Here is an 18,835-nt window from a genome sequence, read left to right on the forward strand (position 1 = left end):
GGAGAAGCTCTACCCTGCTTAAATAGAACCGGAATCGTTTCCTACCAATACCTGCAAGGCGTCGAGAACCCGATCCTTTTCCACCTGCTCAGCGGTCCAGGACACGGGTAGCTCAGCAAAGTCCCCTCGAGCTGCCACCAGGATCGCCAACAGCATTCCGCGGGCCGAACTGTCGCCACCTACTAAAACGTTTTCCTCGAGCATTCGCACCGGATCGTCCTCGAACTTCAGGGCAAGCCAAACCGTTAGCGGAAGCGCGTTGGATACGTCGCAGTTTTGCCCGAAGCGAAACGCCATTTCCCGGGACGGCAACGCCGGATCGGCGTTCCCCATCTCGTACAGCTCACGCATCGCCTCACTCGTCTCGTCGGCCGCCCGTGACAAGGCTTCCGGCAACGGCGAGCCGTCTCGCAAATGGTAACTTGCCCGAGCAAAGAACTCCGCAGCATCGACCACCAAAGGATCGCCATGCGTGGAAGCCGTGTGCTCCCGCACCGCGGCGACCACCTCTTCGACCGGGTCTTCCGCCATCAACGACAGCAGCGGCGCCATGCGGGAAGCGCCCGCCAAATCGTGACTACGCGAGGGAAGAAAACGCCCCTCCGTGCGCCATGCCTCCAGCACGTTTCGCGTCGCCCCGTCCAAATAGCTCTCAGGGTCGTCTTGCCAAAAAGCCAACCAATCGTGCATCCAATCCGAAACGTCCGCCTCACCGTTTTCCGCGAGCGATTCCAGCAAGACCAGCATCTGATCGCCATAGTGGGTAAGATCGCCCTTGCCCTTGCCGGGGTGATATTCCGAACGGGGCAAGTCGAGCGTTGTCACACCGTTTGGATACAGCTCGTCGATCTCGTCCGTATCGTATATCCAATGCGGCCCCAGAGAGTAGGCGTCCGCGGCGAAGGCCGCCAGGACTACATCTCTGGCGAAGGACCGCGGCAGTTCTACGATTCGCTCTATCGCGGCGGGTTCTGGAGGGAGGTCCAAACTCATAAATCAAATTTCACCAAGAATTGGAATTCGGTAGGTTTTCCTCATGAAGGCGACTGTTGGCTTTCCCTCGCGAAGAGGACGCTCGAATACGGAATGCTTCAATGCTGTCACTACGAACTCGTCCAATCGCGAATCCGATGAAAACTCGATCTCTGGCAGTCCAACGGCACCATCCGTATCCACAAAGAAGTTACAAGTAACCTGAACAAAGTCATCCACGTCAGAAGCGTTTCCTTTGATGACAATCGGCGGGAAAGCCAGCATCGCTGCCTTGTGGTCAAGGGCCCTCTCTTCACTCAAGATGACGGATTTCGAGTTGAAGCCGTTGGATTTGTGGAAGCGGAACTCCGCGTCCCATTGCACCGTCTTGTTCACGGGACGGGCAGGCAAAAACTCCCAATGGGCCCGGCAAACGCTTTTGATGGGACGCCCCTCGAAATGTGCCGGCTCAAATTTCCATTTACGAACCACTCGTAACAACTCCTCCGAAAAGGCGCTATGCGTGTATTCCAGCGGCATGAACTCCGAAGCATTCCCCTGCTCGTCCACATAAAAGGCAATTCGGGCAAAACCGCGACTCACTCCATTCGAGTAGGCCCACAGCGGATAATTCGGCTCCACCTGACGCTTCACGCTCACCGGCTCGTAGCGATCGTCAGATGGTTTCGCAGTAGCAAGCCAACCAGCAGAAAACAGGAGGCAGCAGGTCACGCGAAGAAAAAGGCAGGAGGCTGATTTTGATATGTGTATTGGCATGGTAGTAGCAGTTCGCAGGGTATTCTTGATGATTGATCTATTCATTGGTCTGGGCCTACCCAGTGAACCACCTCGATGTTACCGCCGCGTTACCACTAAATTACCCTTCGAAGACGTCATCCCGATCAGCAGGGCCTATACCACCTGACAGCCACAACCCGGCGGAAAATTTCAAACCCTACTTCGATTACATCGCATTGCACCTTAACAAGAGCCCTAGCTCTGAGAAGAGACGGAAAAGCCCGCAGTACAAAGCAGTGAGGAAGGCGGCCGCTCGCTCGCACCATCCTAAGCGAAAGCCACTGCGCTCTAGACACTTAATGACACCGTCCTACCTTCAAGTACCAGACGATCGTGCGCACGCGACGCAAAATCCCCACGGGCTGACACTCTGCCCCGCCTACATATTTCTCATATGAAAATATTTGACGGACAGTCGGTTGAGACCGCTTTTCCGCCTCACTCAGCGCGGAAGTTTTGAGCAAGACGACTTGCGAATCCATGCAGGAACTCCGTCGGCTATTTCAGGGAGCGGGATTATGAGTCAGTTGTCAGGCTCTTTCTGATACAGCGCAAGCAAGGCATTCGGGCACCTGTGCTCAAGCTGACGACTTTCCAAGCCCAGCGCGACAAACCTCCAAGAAGCTGCGAAACGCACGCGTCTGGGCGGCTTGCCGCGGATGGACGAGAGCAATCGAGCGATAGACCGGGGCCGGCGCCAAGGACCGCAATGCGAGCTTCCTACCCTGCAAGCGCTGGCGGGCAATCTCCGGGGCGAAGGAAACGCCAAAGCCAGCCTCCACCATCGACACCAAAGTCTCTATTTGAGCGCTCTGGAAAAACACCTCCGGACTCCAGCCGATGTTATTGCAAATCGCGAGCGCCTGCCCTCGCAGACAGTGAGCCTCCTTCATCAAAATGATAGGTTCGCTCATCAGATCCGAAAGCTGGATTCCCTTTTTCTTGGCCAAGCGATGCTTCTCAGGCAACGCCACTAGGATCTCGTCTTGGGCCAGCTCTTCCGTGACCCATTCATCTCCCTCGACCGGCAAGCTCAACAAGGCCAACTCCACGCGTCCTTCCTTCATGGATACCAGCAAGTTCTCTGTCGTATCCTCGGAGATATCGAAGGTAAGCTGCGGCAGCCGCTCCCTCGCCATCCCTAAAACCGTGGGCATCAGATAGGGAGCGATCGTCGGGATCACCCCGATACGCAGCTCTCCCCGAGTCTCTCCCTGGTAAGCCGACGCATCTTCGCTGGCCGCCTTGACCTCGCCCAGGATCGTGATCGCCCGCCGAAAGAAGGAGCGCCCAAAGGCCGTTGTCTGAGCACCTTTGCGACTGCGCGTCAACAGAGGCTCCCCCAAGGCCTGCTCCAGCTTCTTGATCTGGTGGCTCAAAGTCGGTTGCGTAACCGAGCAACGCACCGCTGCTCGCGTGAAACTGCCCGTTTGCACCACTTCCACGAAGTAGCGGAGCTGATGGATCTCCATAGACTTCATCTATGCAAAATATGAATAACAAGTATTTCCCTTATCAAGGGAATAGCGCTACTCTTGCCTCTCTTCGTCGTAGGAAACGGCGCCATCACTCCCATAAGCCCGCCTGCAAACTACGAACCTAAATGCCCTCGGGCGTTGGACTTTCGACATTTAGCAATAAGCTTCAGCGAACCTAAAAACCCAAGTATCCAATTATGTCCTCAGAAAGCAAATGCCCCTTCCACCACTCCGCAGGCCAAGGCACCGCCAACCACGATTGGTGGCCAAACCAGCTTAAGCTGGATATCCTGCGCCAACATTCCTCGCTCTCCGATCCCATGGGCGAAGAATTCGACTACGCCGAGGCCTTCAACAGCCTCGACCTCCAGGCGGTCAAGAAAGACCTGCACGCAGTCATGACCGACTCCCAGGACTGGTGGCCCGCCGACTTCGGTCACTACGGCCCATTCTTCATTCGCATGGCCTGGCACAGCGCCGGAACCTACCGCACCGGCGACGGGCGCGGCGGAGGCGGCACCGGCTCGCAACGCTTCGCCCCTCTCAACAGCTGGCCGGACAACGGAAACCTAGACAAGGCCCGGCGCCTCATCTGGCCCGTCAAACAAAAGTACGGACGCAAGATCTCCTGGGCCGACCTCATGATCCTCACCGGCAATGTCGCCCTCGAGTCCATGGGCTTCAAGACCTTCGGCTTCGCCGGCGGACGCGAAGACGTATGGGAGCCAGAAAAGGACATCTACTGGGGCAAGGAAAACGTCTGGCTCGACGACAAGCGCTACTCCGGCGAACGCGACCTTGAAAACCCGCTCGCCGCCGTGCAAATGGGCCTCATTTACGTCAATCCGGAGGGCCCCAACGGCAACCCCGACCCCATCGCCGCAGCCCGCGACATCCGCGAAACCTTCGCCCGCATGGCTATGAACGACGAAGAGACTGTCGCCCTCATCGCCGGCGGCCACACCTTTGGCAAGACCCACGGAGCCGGCGACGCCGCCCACGTCGGCCCCGAACCCGAAGCCGCCAAGATCCACGAGCAAGGCTTCGGTTGGACCAGCACCCACGGTACGGGCAAAGGCGCCGACGCCATCACCAGCGGCCTCGAAGTCACCTGGACCCAGACGCCTGCCCAGTGGAGCAACTACTACTTTGAAAACCTTTTCAAGTACGAGTGGGAACTCGAAAAAAGCCCGGCCGGCGCAAACCAATGGGTGGCCAAGGACGCTCCCGACGACATTCCGCATGCCTTCGACTCGCAAAAGAAGCAGAAGCCAAGGATGCTCACCACCGACCTCTCCCTCCGCTTCGATCCGGAATACGAAAAGATCTCGCGACGCTTCTACGAAAACCCAGACCAGTTCGCCGACGCCTTCGCTCGGGCCTGGTTCAAGCTGACCCACCGAGACATGGGCCCTCGAGCCCGCTACCTCGGTCCGGAGGTTCCGGACGAGGACTTGATCTGGCAGGACCCCATCCCCGCCGTCGATCACGAGCTCATCAGCGAGGCCGACGCCGAAACGCTGAAAGGCAAGATCCTAGACTCCGGACTCACCGTCTCGGAACTCGTCTCCACCGCTTGGGCATCCGCTTCCACCTATCGCGGATCCGATATGCGCGGCGGAGCCAACGGTGCCCGTATCCGCCTCGCGCCCCAGAAGGACTGGGAGGTCAACCAGCCGACCCAACTCCATAAAGTGCTCGGTACCCTCGAAACCATCAAAGACGACTTCGAGAAGACCGTATCGCTCGCCGACCTCATCGTGCTCGCCGGTTGCGCCGCGGTTGAGAAAGCCGCAAAAGACGGCGGACACCCCATCAAAGTGCCCTTCACCCCGGGTCGCATGGACGCCTCGCAAGAGCAAACGGATGTGGAAGCCTTCGAGCCGATGGAGCCGATGGCCGACGGGTTCCGTAACTACCTGAAGGCGCGCTACACCGTATCCGCAGAGGAACTACTGGTCGACAAGGCCCAGCTCCTCGGCCTCACCGCGCCCGAGCTCACCGTTCTTATCGGTGGCATGCGCGTTCTCGATACGAATTGGGACGGCTCGAGCCACGGGGTCTTCACCGACAAGCCCGGCACCCTCAGCAACGACTTCTTCGCCAACCTGCTCGACATGAGCGTGGCCTGGTTCCCGCAGTCAAAGGACGAACAGTTCTTCGACGGGCGCGATCGCAAGACCGGAGAAATCAAGCGCACCGCCAGCCGCGTCGACCTCACCTTCGGCTCCAACTCGGAGCTACGCGCCCTGGCCGAAGTCTACGCCTGCGACGATGCCCAAGAAAAGTTCGTCAAGGACTTCGTGGCCGCCTGGACCAAGGTCATGAACGCCGACCGTTTCGACCTGAAAAAGTAAGCGGCAGGACCAACCACCAGACATTCAACAGGGCGACTTTCGGCAGATCCGAAAGTCGCCCTTTTCCGTAGCGCTGTACCGACCGCAGGGACATCACCCACTTTAGCCAGCGACCGCGTTGCAAGACCAAAGCGCGGCGCTCCCTTCGAAACTCCCCCACCATGACCGATGGCACCTGCGCCGCCACGAAAACGCTGTTACAATCCCCTCCATGAAATCCAAGCTCGCTCAATTCCTCGCCTTCATTTCACTCACCAGCAGCCTCGGCCTTGCTACGCTTCAAGCCCAAATGCCCGACGTCAAAGCTCCTGTACAAGCAGCGATGCAAGAACTCTCCATCATGGTAGGCGATTGGGAAGGCACTAGTTGGACCATGAGCCCTGACGGCACTCGCCAAAACGCGGCCGTGCGCGAGAGCATCCAGTGGAAGCTCGACGAAACCGTGCTTCTGATCGAAGGACGCGGCACCGACGAGAACGACCAGAAGGTACACCATGCCCTCGCTACCCTCTGCTTCGATCCCCTCACCCGTAATTACAAGTTCGATACGCACATTTTCCAAGGTTTGAACACACAGGCCAGCTTCGAAGTCCTCGAAGCCAACGCCAAGTTCCGCTGGGGATACGAGATCCCCGGAGGGCAAATACGTTTCACGATAACCTTCACCGAAAACGGTCACCGCTGGCACGAGAAAGGAGAATTCTCGCCGGACGGAGAACGCTGGTTCCCTACCATGGAGATGAATCAGCAAAAGGCCTGACCTTGCCTGCACACTTTGCTTTGCAGTTCCCCAAGAATCGTCTTTCATAGGCCCGCACTTTAAAGCCTATGAAATTCGATATCACCTGCCTCATCCCCTCCTCCCAAACCAACGGACGCTCCGCAGTCTTCCGCGAAGTCGTACAGCCGCAAGTTGGCCCGCCCCTCCACACCCACACCCAACAACACGAGATCTTCCATATCATCGACGGTACCTTCCTCTTCCAAAAAGACGGAGAGCAAGTCACCCTCACTGCCGGCGGCAGCATCTGCATTCCACCCGGCGCCGTGCACAGCTTCAAGAACGTGGGCGACGCCCCCGGCACGCTGCACTTCGAGTTGCTCGACGCCGGCAAATCCGAAGCGTTCTTCCACCGGATCTCGACCGAGCTCGATCAGATTGAAGACCTCCCCGCCTTCTTCGCCGAGCACGACCTCGAGCTCATGGGGCCACCCCTCTGAAGGTTTGCAGCCCAAGCGACGTCCATGAAAGCAGTCACCTTCCGGAAATACGGCCCCCCAGAAGTCCTGCAGGTCGAAGAAGTCGCCTCGCCTAAACCGAATGCAAAGCACGTCTTAGTTCGCGTTCGCGCGGCAGAGGTCACCAAGGCCGATTGCGAGTTTCGCGCTTTCCACTTCGCAGTTAAATGGTTCTCCCTTCCGCTGCGTCTCGCCTTCGGAATCCGCGCTCCCAGAAATCCAATACTAGGCGGCTATTTCTCAGGCGAAATCGCTTCCGAAGAACCTCCCGACTCCCCCTTCAAAAAAGGCGACCCCGTTTTCGGCTGTTCTAAAATGCGCTTCGGCGCCTACGCTCAATTCCTGTCATTGCCCCGCAACTACACTATCAAGCATATCCCCAACAACGCCAGCTTCACCGAGGCCGCCACCATTCCGCTGGGCGGTCTGAACGCCCTGCACTTCCTCAACAAACTGGAGCTTAAGAAAGGGGAACACATCCTCATTAACGGAGGAGGCGGCAGCATCGGCCTCTACGCGATCCAGCTTGCCAAAGCCCGCGGGGCCGCCGTCACCGTCGTCGACAAAGCCAGCAAACGTTCCATCATCGAGCAGGCCGGAGCCGACCGCTTCATCGACTACGCCGAAACCGATTTTACCCAAGAGGCCATCCACTACGACGCGATGCTGGACATGGTCGTTAGCAGCAATCTTCGCAAATGCCTCAGCGTCCTCGCCCCTAGCGGACGCTACGCCACCGGCAATCCCCGTTTCGCGGACCTGATGAAGTCCCTCTTCAATCGCTTCTACTCAAAACATCCCATCTACACCGCCTTCGCGGCCGAATCCCCCGCAGAACTCGCGGAACTAAAAACACTCGTCGCGTCCGGCCAGCTCACCCCGCTCGTCGACGCAACTTACCCCATGGATCAAGCAGCCGAAGCCCACCGAAAAGTAGAGTCCGAAGAGCGAAACGGATCCATTGTGCTCGAAATTGACTGACAACAAAAAAGCAGCCCGAACCACGAAGGCCCGGACTGCTCGCACGGTGTGGTAAGTCTCTATTTGCCCATACTGAGACGGGCGTTCTCGAGCGACGCTCGCAATATCTCTGCCCGACGCGTGTCGCCCTCGTTTTCAGCTTCCTCCAGCAAGGAAACGAGAAGAGGCTCCGCTTTGGAATATTTCTCTGCCTTCAGCAGGGCCTTCGCCAAGCCGACTTTCCAATCGCGAACCGTAGAATCCTTTTCGATGGCCAAACGATAGTAATGCTCCGCCGAGACGAAATCCTCTGTATTCACATAACAAAGACCAATTAAGCCCAAGGTCGTCGTGTCTTCAGCCCCTAATTCCCTGACTTTGAGCAGGCTCTCCTTACCGCCTTCGTAATCCTCCAACTTCACCTGCATGATCCCCATGTTGCGGATCGCGCGACGGAACGTGGGCATCTTGTCAGCTGCTACCTGGTAGAACTGAATCGCTTTCTCCACGTCACCCTTTTCCGCGTGAAAGTTAGCAGCGATGAACTCCAAGGCCGCAGATGAATCCTCAGTTATCGCCTCATAGATCCTGTCCAGAGCCAACTCCTTGTCTCCATTCTCCTTCAAATCAGCGATGACTTTCTTCACCAACGCCTGTTCCGCATCGGTAAGACTCGGCTCTAGCTTAACCTCCGCTTCCTCCCCCTTCTCTTCATCGGTAGCAGCCTTCACTTCGCTCAGCGACATGGAAGCGGACAATAAAATAGTCAGTGCAGACACTGCGACGACGCTCCCCACTGCAGAGGCAAAATCTCCTACTCTCGAGCGGCCGATCCGCGTGATTGACTTGATACGTTTTGCGAAAGGTGCCCCCATAATTCCCACACTGGTGGCATAGCTGCTGGGCAGCTTAATCTTTGATACTTTCATCAGACAGTTTAGATATGATGTTACGTTTTCGGTTTTTCGGATAACCTCTTCGTCCCTCAAAATCTCGCGCTCCGCGCTTATCTGGCGATCCAGCCACCACACCAAGGGATGCATCCAGAATAGATTTCGAATGAATGTTTGGACGAAGAGCCAAAGGGTATCACGCTTGTAGACGTGCTGAAATTCATGACGCAAAAACGCTTCGCGCTCCGCAACGGAGAGAGCCTGATTCAAAGTAGCGGGAATAATGACTATTGGTCTAAAAATTCCAAATACGCCTGCAGCTAAAAGGCTGTCTTGACTGATGAGGATCTTTGGCATCCTCCGTATAGGCCGTTTCCATACGCGTTCCGCGAGGACCTGCCATTCTCTACCTGCGGGAAGACTCGACGACCGTAGCGACTCTACCACCCTCGCATGCTGGCGGAGCCAATAGATTCCAAGAGCCACGAATCCCGCGGCCCAAGCGATTACGATCATAAGCTCCCAAGGGAAAACAGCCTGAGCCTGAATTGTCTCCGTTCCCAAATCAACCCATGTATCTATTTTCAGGGTACGTGCCGTCAGATCCAAATACCCGAATCCCACGAACTCCCCTTTATCGCCAGCAGGCCAAGAACTTTTCATCCACGAGAAAAGGGAAGCGAAAACTGCAAAGGGAACGACCAACTTCAGCAAGCTCGCCCACGCGAGAAAGTGTCGACTGAAACTCCAGGAACGCCCAAGAGCCAGTATCAATAATGCGCATACAATCCCGAACAAACTCGACTCCCAAAGATGGGAGAGCAAATAGTAACTCCACTCACTCATTCTCGCCTCCCTTTTTGCCTTGAGTCTGCTTGATGGCGTCCTCCAAGGCCTTGAGATCCTCCAAGGACAGCTTGCCCGATTCCGCCATGTGCAGCATGACTGGCTCCGCGGACCCGCCAAACAAAGATAGAAAATCGTCCACGATCGAGCCAATGGCTGATTTCTTGGTCACCGTCGGCTCGAAGATGTGAGCATTGCCAATCTTCTTGGCCCGCCGCACCGCCCCCTTCTTTTCCAAGCGATAGACGATAGTCTGCACGGTCGTGTACTCCACCTGCCTTTTTTCCGGAAGAGACTCCTGGACCTCCCGAATCGAAGCCGCCTTCAGCTTCCATAGAGACTGCATGATCTCCAACTCCATCGGACTGAGCTTCTCACCAGTAGATTTCTTCTTCATGGACATCGTGTAGTAGTTACTACTACAATTGTCGTAGAGTCAAATAAAAACTCTTTCCGCGGAACCGAGCTCGACATCAGGAGAGCGAGCGAAGCTGGCAAAAACCGCGCGTTTTGCCTTTTGACGTTTGGCGGATCCTCCTTACACCTCATCGCTTTCACAATTGCGGAGACGCTCCCTTTTCCGCCGCAAAACCTCCTTTCCATGCACGCCGACAACCCGACTTTCCGCTTCCTCGACTTCTGCGCCGGCATTGGCGCCGGCCACGCCGCCGCCGTAAAACTGGGGGGAGGATGCGTCGGCTATTCCGAGATCGACGCCAAGGCCAAGCGGACCTACCGCATGCTGCACGACCTGGAAACCCTCTGGGAACCGCTCATCGACCTGGGTGACCTCACCAAGATGGATCCGCATAAAGTGCCTGATTTCGACGTGATGCTAGGCGGCTTCCCTTGCCAAACCTTCTCCATCGTCGGCCGCCGCGAAGGCTTCAAGGACCCTCGCGGACAGATCATATTCGCACTCAGCGACATCCTTGCCGCCAAGAAGCCAAACTACTTTCTGCTGGAAAACGTCAAGGGCCTCATCAGCCACAACAAGGGCGAGACCCTCAAGCAGATCCTCATCGAGCTCCGCTCCGCCGGTTACAAGGTCACTTGGAAACTTGTTTCCTCCGAGGAGTACGGAATCCCTCAGATGCGCGAACGCGTCTACTTCGTTGGCATCCGCGAGGACCTAGTCTCAGACGATTTCGAATTCACTTTCCCCGAGCGCAAGAAGAAGCAGAAGCAGCTCCGCCACATCCTTACCTCAAAAGATCCTAAATTCGCCGTCACCCCTGAAGGCTACGCCTACCTGGAGAAGTATTTGAACAACAAATACAACAAGCCATCGGGAACCACCGTAGACGACCTCAAAGCCCTGCCTGACTTCACGATCATCGACACCCGCCAGTCCGACCTTCGCCTCTTCAAGAAAGTGGCGCCCACCCTGCGCTCCGGACGACACGGATTGCTCTACGCTCGCGACGGAGAACTCCGCAAGATCTCGGGCCTGGAGGGACTCGGCTTGCAAGGCTTCGACAAGACCTACCAAAAACGCGTCTACGGCGTAAAGGAAACGGACCTGCTGCACCAAGTTGGCAACGCCTTCACAGTCGACGTGGTACACACGCTCCTCGAAAGCCTTTTCGAGCAAGTGAAGCCGCCCACACCGGCCTCTTAGCTGTAGGAGCGACCTTGGCCGCGAATCCCGCCTAGGTCACGGCGACCCAGACGATTCGCGTGACAAGCACGCCCCCACAAAGAAGCGCCTACTGCTTCCAAAGGTAGCGGAAATATCCCAGCCGCGTAATCGCCACATCGGCAAGGAAGGCCAACACCAGAGCCAACAACAGCCAAGGCCGCAGCGACATCAACTGCAGCTGGGGCGGATGTCGCCAAGCCTTGCTCAGATCCACCTGCTCTTTCCCTCCCGTTTTCTTGGAGAGCGCCCCCAAGTTCTGGATACGCTGCAAATCCGTACGCCATTCCTCGTCGCTTCCCACAAAGAACGGCCCCATCGACAGAGCCCTGTCACCTAGACGCACCGCCCCACGGACCGGAACGTTCGTAGAAAGCGCATGCGTCAACTGCATACGACCGGGCTCGACCCTTTGCCAAACCACCTCTCGTACTTCCTGCCCTTCCGCTAGCTTTACCGCAGGAAACTGCTGTCCTAAAAACTCCTTGCGGCTCTCGTCGTAGAATAGCTCCAGAGTCAAATGATTCCCCTCAATACGCGACTCCAAGCTTACGCCATCCTGCTGTCGGCCACCGCTCAGCCAGCGCCCCAAGGTTTGCGTGAAATCGCCGTACTCTTCCCATGCTTGGGCCCGCCAAGCATGCTGCCCGCCCATGGCAAACGTTACTGCCGCCACGCGGCCCACCCCTTTTTGCCAGTAGGCCACTAAAGGAGCGCGGTAATCGTCATCGGAAGCCAGCGCCATGGTGGCCCCCTCCTGCAAATAGGAGAGATTATAACCCTGCACCAAAGGAAGCCAATCGACCTGCCCCGCGCCTAACTCCATCCAGCCCGCAGTCGCCAGCGTCGGCGTCTCGTCCTCGATAAAAGCGGAACGGGCAATCGCCACCGTTTCTTGAGTAAAGAGGGCTGGCAAGTCCGCTGCATTCGTATTGAAAAAAATCCTACCGCCGCCCCGTTGGGCAATATCCTTGAGCAAGTCCGCGTCCGAATCGGTCGGGCGGCCGAGGGCGATTACACTGATCGTCGTCTTTTTTTCCACCATCTCCTCTATCAAGGCTTTGTAATCGCCCGGCATTTCCGAATCGCTTGCATCAGAGAATAGAATCATGTGCCGCTGGCCCGCTTGGCTTTGCTGTAGCTCTTTCCAACCCGCCGATAGCCCTTCGTAGACATAGATGCCTCCACCTAAACTGTCCACCCGCCTCACTAGATCTAGGATCTGTGGCCGATTCGAATGCACGTCCGTCAGAGGCACTACCACATGGGCTTCCGTATCCACCGCTAAATACGCAATCGCGTCCTGTCTCCCCAACATGCTTACCGCTTGAGCCACCCCTGCGTTGGCCAAGTCGATCTTACGCATTCCCTCCATTCCCTCGACCCCGGCGCTCATGCTACCGGACCGATCCACCACAACGCACATCGCCACGGCCAGTTTCTTGTGGTCTTGCTTTAACTCCATGGAAACAGGAATAAGCGGTTCCAAAGGCGAACCGTAGTACCCACCAGAACCAAAGCTCGACGGACCTCCCAACATCAACAAGCCTCCGCCTTGCTCCTGCACAAAGAAATCAATTGCTTTGAGAAATCCTGCCGGTAGTTCGTTAGCGGATACATTGTTGATCACCACAGCGCTAACTCCCGAAAGGCTACGAACGTCTAAACTCGTAAAGTCACTCGTTCGCTCCACCTCAAAGCCTCCCTTTCGCAAAACTTGCGCCACTGAATCCTGCACGAAGTTCGAGATAAGCAAAACGCGACTGGGTCCCTCCGCTTTCACCCAACGCGTCATGCGATCATTACCTGGAACTTGGTCGCCCTCTACGTCTATCGAAACCGAATACGCTACCGAGCTCGCACGCTCCAACCGATCGAAGAAACGCAGGTCTCGCCTGCCCTCGTTCAGCTGGGCGCGCCCGCTATGGATCGCATGCTCGTTACGATATACCGTATAGGCCACCGTCTCGTCTCTGCCGCCCTCTAAGCGAACATCGATTGCAAAGGCCTCGTTCACCTTCACCCCATCCGGCAGTTCCAATCGGCTCACCTGAAAATCCGAATGCACTCGCTTGGAGGAAAGCCGATAGTCGAAAGGAATCCCCGCCGCAAGCAAGGCATCCTCCAAACCGTCCAAAGAGTCAGTGTAATAGCCGTCGCTCAGCAACAACACTTTGCTAGCCCGCGTTTCGTCCCGCAACATCAGGGCTTGCCGCAGGGCAAGACCGAGCTTGGAGGCGTTTCGATCCTCTAGCACGAAGCTGGACTCGCTGGCGGAACGTTCGCGAGCGTCCGTAGCGAAGTCGACCAAGCGCAAGCGATCGTGCTCACCCTTGCTCTCGCGAAGGATGCTTTCCCACTCGCTTTGGCGCTCCTCCGTCCACTCTCGTACCGAGTCGGAGCGATCCACCAATACCCAAAGATCAATTCCCTTCAGCTTCAGGCGAAGCTGCGGATCCACCATCACCGCTACCAGGAGCAGCCAACAAAGCGCTCGCCAGGGCTTGTACAGGCCCAGCGAAGGGAATTGCCAGGCGAGCAAGGCCCCCAACGGCAGGAGCAGCAACCACTCTAGATTCGCGAACTCCATTCTACAAATTCTCCCGGTAGCAGGCTGCCCACGCCGCCAGCATCACCCCTCCCAGACACAACAACCAAAACGACGAATAAAAATCTGCGTCGTAGTAGCTTTCCACCAAACTCGCATCGAAGGCTTCGAAATCGAAGCGGGAAGATGCCCTCTGGAAATTTGACTCTCGGACATCAGCAAACCGGGCAGCTCCAAACATAAGCGATTCGCCCGCTTGCTCGACCCGGAAAAAAGCCGGTTCGCTGGGCGCTTCGAAACGCGGGCCAATCAACATCACATCCGTATCCGTTTTATCCCCACGCCAAGCAAGCAGTTGGGCTGTGCCTCTATCCTGCGAGAGCGGGAGAACCAGCGATTGACCGACATCGCAATTGACCGAAGCAAATCCAGGCTTCCGTTCCCGTAGCGCATCGAAATAACGCCAGACCAGCAATACGAATGCGGGTATGCGATCCAAATTCGATTCACGTAACTCGAAGTTGAACACGAGCGCCTCTCCCCTCAAAAATATCAAAGCCTCCGCATCCTGCCACAGCAGAACCAAATCGTTCGCAGCAGCTTCTAAGCGCCGCCCTTCCCTCGTGTAGAGCCCTTCCCAGGAAAGGCTTGTATTGTGTTCGTGGTTACTCGGAATGTTTACTCCACCCGCGAGCGGACGGTTATTTTCTCCATCGCTCGCAACAAAGTAAATTCCCGGGCCATTTCCATCCCAAGCGGCATCCGGCGAGACGGTGAGCAGCTTTAGATCAGCTTCCTCCGCCTTCTCCACGAAGCGACTACCTGACATGCTTTCCGCAAGGCGATGAAAAAGCCCAGCGTTGGGATCCGCCGAGGGAATCCATACGGAAAGTACTTTGCCGCGCTCCACCACCAAGGGAGCATAGTCATCCAACACGAAGGCATCCTCGGACAGCGCTATGCTCACCGCCGTCTCGCCCTCCGGGAATCGTCCTTCCAAGGCCAAGGACTTCCCAGCTTCAATTTCGATCAACTTGCTCGGGCTTTTTCCGCCCTCAAACTCCAACCACCACTCGCGACGAGCCGTTTCCCTGCCATAGTTGGTAACGATCGCACGCCAACCATCCGCGCCGTCCGAGCGAAACGATCGAGCCCCTGCGACCCCGACGTTCTCGATCGACTCTCCAACCAGCAAAGACTCCACACCTGCTGGCGTATCCAAATTCTCCTGATCGCTCACCCAAACCACCACTCCATCTCGACCTGCCCACTCCCGAGCATCTTTCAATCGCTGCAGCGCAGAGTGACTTCCCATGCGAGGTTTCCAGCTCGCCATGCCATCGATCAAATCGGCCAGTTTCCGCCCCCGGTACAGAGCCGCCCCCCTCTGACCGCTCTCCAGTAGGGTAAATTCAACCTGAGGCAGTCGACGCTCCATCAGATCTCCAAGCTTGGCCACCTGTTCCGCCGCCTTCATCTCGAAGGAGGAAAGCGAGGCCGAGGAATCCAAGACAATTGCGACTTTTCCAAGCTTGTGCGAGTCGGCCCACCGTGGTTCCGACAGGAGCCAAGCTAAGAGGGCAAGAGCCAACAGCTGCAGCCAAAAGGAAGCGGACTGACGCCAGCGCTCCCGCAGGTTGCCCGCTTCTCGATTTTGCGAAGCCTTATCGACGAGAAAGAGCGTATTCACGACCCGCTTACGCGTCTGCCGGCGAAAGAAGTGCAGATAAACGAGAGGAAGCGCTGCGAGCAAAGCGGTCCAGCCTAAGGGATTGGCGAAATAGACGTTCATACCGCGATCAAGCCACTCAAAATCCCCGAGTTCGCCAGTTGCTCGCCCAGCAGGTCCTCGTCCTTAACGCTAAAGTACGCCACCGCATTTCTTTGTGCGTATTCATCCCACAACGAGAAATGCTTGTCGTAGTTATTTCGATACGACTTCAAAAAAGCCTGGTCGCAATAGAGAATCCGCTCGGCAGCCGTTTCGCTGTCGACCAACTTCATCCCTCCGTTCCAGTCGGGATTCGCCTCCGCTTCAGAATAGACGCGAAGCAACGCTTTCCAAGAGGCGCTCATGCCGAAGCGACTCAGCAGCTCGCTCGGCATGCCGGGATACAAGAAGTCCGAAATCAGGATACGGGCGGATTGGGCGCGCCAGGGGATCGCCTCAAACTTAGGCACCAATCCCCTGCTTTGACTCCCCTTGAGCTCAAGCCAGGAAGCGCCCCGCAATGATTCCAAGCTGAGGAATCGGCAACCTGCTTCATCGAGCAAGTAACACTTGAGTGCCGCTCCTTGCCCCACCGCGCTCTCCACGCAGAAATAGAAAAGCTCCATGGCGGCGCCCAACTTCTCCCGGCTAAGGCCCATGGAATCGGAAGCGTCCAACACCAGGTCCACAGAAGGGCTCACCTCATCGCGGTAGAGCTTCATGGTATATTCCCCGGAACGAGCATAGGCCTGCCAATTGATGTAGCGCGGGTCGTCTCCCACCGCATAGGGACGATGGTCCTGGAAATCCACCGAGCTGCCAATGCCTACCCCCAACCAGTTTCCGTTGGCGCCGGATACTTTCGGCTGCCGCAAGTTCAATCGGTACTTGCGAGCCAGCCCCGAGCCTTTCGCCCAGCGCTCCCGCAACAATTCTGACAAGTCCTCGGCCTCTATCATCGGGCACGGCCCTTGGTCGCACGCGAGCGATTGATTTCAAGCGCCCTCGCCTCCAGGCCCTCGTAGCGACTCCAATACCGCTGCCCCATCAAGATGAGCGACAAGGCGATCACGAACTGCCCCAAAGCCGCAACAAATTGGTGGGCGCCGAAGTCGGAGCCATGACTGAAGGCACCGAAAAAGGAATAGATAAGAGCGTTGCTCGGAATGAAGGAAGTCCACGGCGTGAGGTCGATTCCGAAAAAGACCTTTACGATCCCCATGCCGAAAGCGGACAAGACGAGGGCAACGTTGACGACGATCACCTTCGAGATTGCCCAATCCGTTTCATGCTTCTGAAAGATCGCCCGCACCAAACAAACCTGAAACGGGATCGTAGCGATCGCGATGAACACGTAACTCATTTCCATCGCATCCTTCCGCGAAATATCCGCCAAATCCAGATGGGCGCAGGTAAAGAGTCCGGCCACGAAGATCAACAGCATCACGCTTGAATAAACGACCCCCGTCGCCCACCCCGGATAGAAAAGGAATCGCCCCAATGCCCGCCCAATGCCGCCCCAACGCACGTACTTGCGATAGGGCCCTGGAACCATTACCGGCGCTTCCATGAGGGCAAACCAGGGTACCACGATGATCACCACGAAAGATGCAGCCAGGCAAAACTCGGGAAAGATATCCAAGCCTATCAAGCCTAGCGGAACAAGCAGCAACAAGAGTCCGAGCAAGCGAATGACAAAAGAATGCCCATCCACTCTGGAACCCACCCGGGCGGCACCTACCTCCAGCATGAAGACCATCAGCACGCCCCCCACCCCGAGCAAAAGCAGCAAGCCTTCTCCGCCCAGCAGCTGGGTTCCCCGACGAATCATGTTGTTGTAGATCCCAACCCCGCCGAAAAACAAGGTCAGCAAAACCGCTACGAATACCAGTGACTTGAAGTGATTCGTTCCATAGCCAGAGGCACCCACCGAGATACCAAGAACAACCAAGGATCCGATAACCAAGAAAAGCAGCATAAGGCTCTCCCCCACGACATCGCTTCCCGACACGAAGTGATACAGAACAATGTAAGGATAAACGGATACGCCCACAATCAAGACAAACAAGGCTTGATAGGCCCACTTCCCCCATACTACCCCGCGAGCCCCCAATCCCGTCATACGAATCAACTCGATCGTTCCGCCCTGCTTCTCCGAAGAAACCGCATTGATGCTCATTAGAGGGACGAGGAACAGGAAGTAGGCTCCCATCATGAACCAGAAAACGCCACGCTCGATGAGGAAGTTTCCCTCATGTCCCTGCGTGAGCACCGCCATCTGAGCCAAAGTCAAAAAGGCCAGGACCGCGTGCACTCCATAAAACTGAGCCAGGAAGCCCCAGCCGTTGAGACCTTGCCGTATCTCCTTGGCTACGACAGAGGGGACGTACGCGTCCGCAATCCCTATGATTCTGTTTATCATGATCCGACCTTCCTTTCTCCCGCCACCTTCAAATGATGGATGAAGGCTTCTTCGAGCTTTCGCTCCGTTTTCCTGAATCCCACAATCGGCAAATCGTCCTTGATCAGGTCACGCAGGAGCTCCTTGCGACTCGTTGTAGTGGCATCGATGGATACGAAGCAGGTCTTTCCGGACTCCCGGTCGACTTGCACCGCGGGAGAGGAATGCAGCCAAGCCAAAAGAGCGGCAGGATCCCCTTCCGTTTCGATTTCCAAAAGCAGACGCTCCTCCGAATGCCCTTTCAAATCGTCCGACTTGCCTTGGAAAAGGATCTTCCCGTTTTCTATGAAGAGCAAGCTATCGCAAACCTCATCCAGCTCCGAGAGGATGTGTGAACTGATAAACAGAGTCTTGCCCATCGAAGCGAGCAAACGCACCAGGCGCTTGAGCTCCACCCGAGCCTTGGGATCCAAGCCGGCCGCCGGTTCATCCAGTATAAGCACCGCCGGATCGTTCAAAAGCGTACGAGCCAAGCTGAGCCGCTGGCTCTGCCCTTTCGACAAGGTGAAAACCGGGCTCCTCGCAATCTGGTCCAATTCCGTGAACTCGCTCACTTCCTTCAAGCGCTGCCGCCGCAATGCCCCCTTCAAGCCGTAGGCACGGGCGAAGAAGTCCAGGTACTCCATCACGTCCAGATTCTTGTACTTGCCAAAAGCGTCGGGCATCCAGCCTAGGCTGCGCCGGACCTCGGCTGCCTGAGAAACGACATCGTAACCCATGACCCGCACCTGACCTGCGTCAGGCACGTCCAAGGTCGAGAGGATGCGCATGGTCGTGGTCTTTCCGGCGCCATTAGCTCCAATGAAGCCAACCACCTTGCCTCGTTCTACGGAAAAGGAAATCCCATCCACCGCGTTAAGGGATCCGAATCGGCGTTCGAGGTTCTCCACCCAGATCGCTGGCTCTTCCGATTGTGACGTATCCAAACTCATA

General features: G+C 56.7%; 15 protein-coding genes. 5 read left to right on the forward strand and 10 right to left on the reverse strand.

All coding sequences use genetic code 11. The features are described from left to right. Window positions 1–18: 18 nt before the first annotated feature. The 3 genes from IEN85_RS05000 to IEN85_RS05010 form a co-directional block, all read right to left on the reverse strand. Window positions 19–993, reverse strand: coding sequence for an ADP-ribosylglycohydrolase family protein (locus tag IEN85_RS05000; protein WP_191615966.1), 975 nt, complete (start codon window positions 991–993; stop codon window positions 19–21). A 3-nt stretch (window positions 994–996) separates the two neighbouring features. Continuing rightward, window positions 997–1,794 (reverse strand): energy transducer TonB, encoded by a 798-nt coding sequence (locus IEN85_RS05005; protein ID WP_191615967.1) that lies wholly within the window; start codon window positions 1,792–1,794, stop codon window positions 997–999. A gap of 554 nt (window positions 1,795–2,348) precedes the next feature. After that, entirely contained in the window at window positions 2,349–3,251 is a 903-nt protein-coding gene (locus IEN85_RS05010) for a LysR family transcriptional regulator (RefSeq protein ID WP_191615968.1), read from the reverse strand. A gap of 194 nt (window positions 3,252–3,445) precedes the next feature. Here IEN85_RS05010 and katG point away from each other — a divergent pair, with 194 nt between their 5' ends. The 4 genes from katG (at window position 3,446) to IEN85_RS05030 (ending at window position 7,825) form a co-directional block, all read left to right on the forward strand. Continuing rightward, window positions 3,446–5,605: a catalase/peroxidase HPI gene (gene katG, locus IEN85_RS05015; RefSeq protein WP_191615969.1), complete on the forward strand. Its 2,160-nt coding sequence runs from the start codon at window positions 3,446–3,448 to the stop codon at window positions 5,603–5,605. Window positions 5,606–5,816: 211 nt separating this feature from the next. Further along, window positions 5,817–6,365: a hypothetical protein gene (locus IEN85_RS05020; protein ID WP_191615970.1), complete on the forward strand. Its 549-nt coding sequence runs from the start codon at window positions 5,817–5,819 to the stop codon at window positions 6,363–6,365. Window positions 6,366–6,433: 68 nt separating this feature from the next. After that, the gene (locus IEN85_RS05025) at window positions 6,434–6,826 is read left to right on the forward strand and encodes a cupin domain-containing protein (RefSeq protein WP_191615971.1); all 393 of its coding nucleotides are present in this window, start codon (window positions 6,434–6,436) and stop codon (window positions 6,824–6,826) included. A 24-nt stretch (window positions 6,827–6,850) separates the two neighbouring features. Next, window positions 6,851–7,825, forward strand: a complete 975-nt coding sequence (locus IEN85_RS05030) for an NAD(P)-dependent alcohol dehydrogenase (protein ID WP_191615972.1) — start codon at window positions 6,851–6,853, stop codon at window positions 7,823–7,825. 59 nt (window positions 7,826–7,884) lie between these two features. Here the strand turns inward: IEN85_RS05030 and IEN85_RS05035 are convergent, their stop codons facing one another. Next, entirely contained in the window at window positions 7,885–9,543 is a 1,659-nt protein-coding gene (locus tag IEN85_RS05035; protein ID WP_191615973.1) for a M56 family metallopeptidase, read from the reverse strand. Beyond that, a complete protein-coding gene (locus IEN85_RS05040; RefSeq protein WP_224772449.1) occupies window positions 9,536–9,940 on the reverse strand; it encodes a BlaI/MecI/CopY family transcriptional regulator in 405 nt (134 codons plus the stop codon). Before IEN85_RS05040 ends, IEN85_RS05035 begins: the two co-directional genes overlap by 8 nt. 204 nt (window positions 9,941–10,144) lie before the next feature. Here IEN85_RS05040 and dcm point away from each other — a divergent pair, with 204 nt between their 5' ends. Then, window positions 10,145–11,164: a DNA (cytosine-5-)-methyltransferase gene (dcm, locus tag IEN85_RS05045; RefSeq protein WP_191615975.1), complete on the forward strand. Its 1,020-nt coding sequence runs from the start codon at window positions 10,145–10,147 to the stop codon at window positions 11,162–11,164. Between the two features lie 88 nt (window positions 11,165–11,252). Here the strand turns inward: dcm and IEN85_RS05050 are convergent, their stop codons facing one another. Genes IEN85_RS05050 through IEN85_RS05070 form a run of 5 tightly spaced genes read right to left on the reverse strand, consistent with a single transcriptional unit; the run spans window position 11,253 to window position 18,834 of the window. Next, complete coding sequence (locus tag IEN85_RS05050) at window positions 11,253–13,772, reverse strand: VWA domain-containing protein (RefSeq protein WP_191615976.1); 2,520 nt, start codon at window positions 13,770–13,772, stop codon at window positions 11,253–11,255. Window position 13,773: 1 nt separating this feature from the next. Continuing rightward, a complete protein-coding gene (locus IEN85_RS05055; RefSeq protein ID WP_191615977.1) occupies window positions 13,774–15,522 on the reverse strand; it encodes a BatA domain-containing protein in 1,749 nt (582 codons plus the stop codon). Then, window positions 15,519–16,400 carry a DUF58 domain-containing protein gene (locus IEN85_RS05060; RefSeq protein WP_191615978.1) on the reverse strand — a complete coding sequence of 294 codons (882 nt, stop codon included), beginning with the start codon at window positions 16,398–16,400 and terminating at the stop codon, window positions 15,519–15,521. Before IEN85_RS05060 ends, IEN85_RS05055 begins: the two co-directional genes overlap by 4 nt. Then, window positions 16,397–17,863 (reverse strand): ABC transporter permease, encoded by a 1,467-nt coding sequence (locus IEN85_RS05065; RefSeq protein ID WP_191615979.1) that lies wholly within the window; start codon window positions 17,861–17,863, stop codon window positions 16,397–16,399. The genes IEN85_RS05060 and IEN85_RS05065 overlap by 4 nt, the downstream gene beginning before the upstream one ends. Continuing rightward, window positions 17,860–18,834, reverse strand: coding sequence for an ABC transporter ATP-binding protein (locus IEN85_RS05070; RefSeq protein WP_191615980.1), 975 nt, complete (start codon window positions 18,832–18,834; stop codon window positions 17,860–17,862). The genes IEN85_RS05065 and IEN85_RS05070 overlap by 4 nt, the downstream gene beginning before the upstream one ends. Window position 18,835: the final 1 nt, after the last annotated feature.

Source organism: Pelagicoccus enzymogenes (genome assembly GCF_014803405.1).
Classification (GTDB): domain Bacteria; phylum Verrucomicrobiota; class Verrucomicrobiia; order Opitutales; family Opitutaceae; genus Pelagicoccus; species Pelagicoccus enzymogenes.

Coding starts and splice junctions, on each gene's coding strand:
- IEN85_RS05050 (WP_191615976.1), bottom strand. CDS start 13,772: ATGGAGTTCGCGAATCTAGAGTGGTTGCTGCTCCTGCCGTTGGGGGCC.
- IEN85_RS05010 (WP_191615968.1), bottom strand. CDS start 3,251: ATGAAGTCTATGGAGATCCATCAGCTCCGCTACTTCGTGGAAGTGGTG.
- IEN85_RS05055 (WP_191615977.1), bottom strand. CDS start 15,522: ATGAACGTCTATTTCGCCAATCCCTTAGGCTGGACCGCTTTGCTCGCA.
- IEN85_RS05035 (WP_191615973.1), bottom strand. CDS start 9,543: ATGAGTGAGTGGAGTTACTATTTGCTCTCCCATCTTTGGGAGTCGAGT.
- katG (WP_191615969.1), top strand. CDS start 3,446: ATGTCCTCAGAAAGCAAATGCCCCTTCCACCACTCCGCAGGCCAAGGC.
- dcm (WP_191615975.1), top strand. CDS start 10,145: ATGCACGCCGACAACCCGACTTTCCGCTTCCTCGACTTCTGCGCCGGC.
- IEN85_RS05005 (WP_191615967.1), bottom strand. CDS start 1,794: ATGAATAGATCAATCATCAAGAATACCCTGCGAACTGCTACTACCATG.
- IEN85_RS05040 (WP_224772449.1), bottom strand. CDS start 9,940: ATGAAGAAGAAATCTACTGGTGAGAAGCTCAGTCCGATGGAGTTGGAG.
- IEN85_RS05065 (WP_191615979.1), bottom strand. CDS start 17,863: ATGATAAACAGAATCATAGGGATTGCGGACGCGTACGTCCCCTCTGTC.
- IEN85_RS05030 (WP_191615972.1), top strand. CDS start 6,851: ATGAAAGCAGTCACCTTCCGGAAATACGGCCCCCCAGAAGTCCTGCAG.
- IEN85_RS05025 (WP_191615971.1), top strand. CDS start 6,434: ATGAAATTCGATATCACCTGCCTCATCCCCTCCTCCCAAACCAACGGA.
- IEN85_RS05070 (WP_191615980.1), bottom strand. CDS start 18,834: ATGAGTTTGGATACGTCACAATCGGAAGAGCCAGCGATCTGGGTGGAG.
- IEN85_RS05020 (WP_191615970.1), top strand. CDS start 5,817: ATGAAATCCAAGCTCGCTCAATTCCTCGCCTTCATTTCACTCACCAGC.
- IEN85_RS05060 (WP_191615978.1), bottom strand. CDS start 16,400: ATGATAGAGGCCGAGGACTTGTCAGAATTGTTGCGGGAGCGCTGGGCG.
- IEN85_RS05000 (WP_191615966.1), bottom strand. CDS start 993: ATGAGTTTGGACCTCCCTCCAGAACCCGCCGCGATAGAGCGAATCGTA.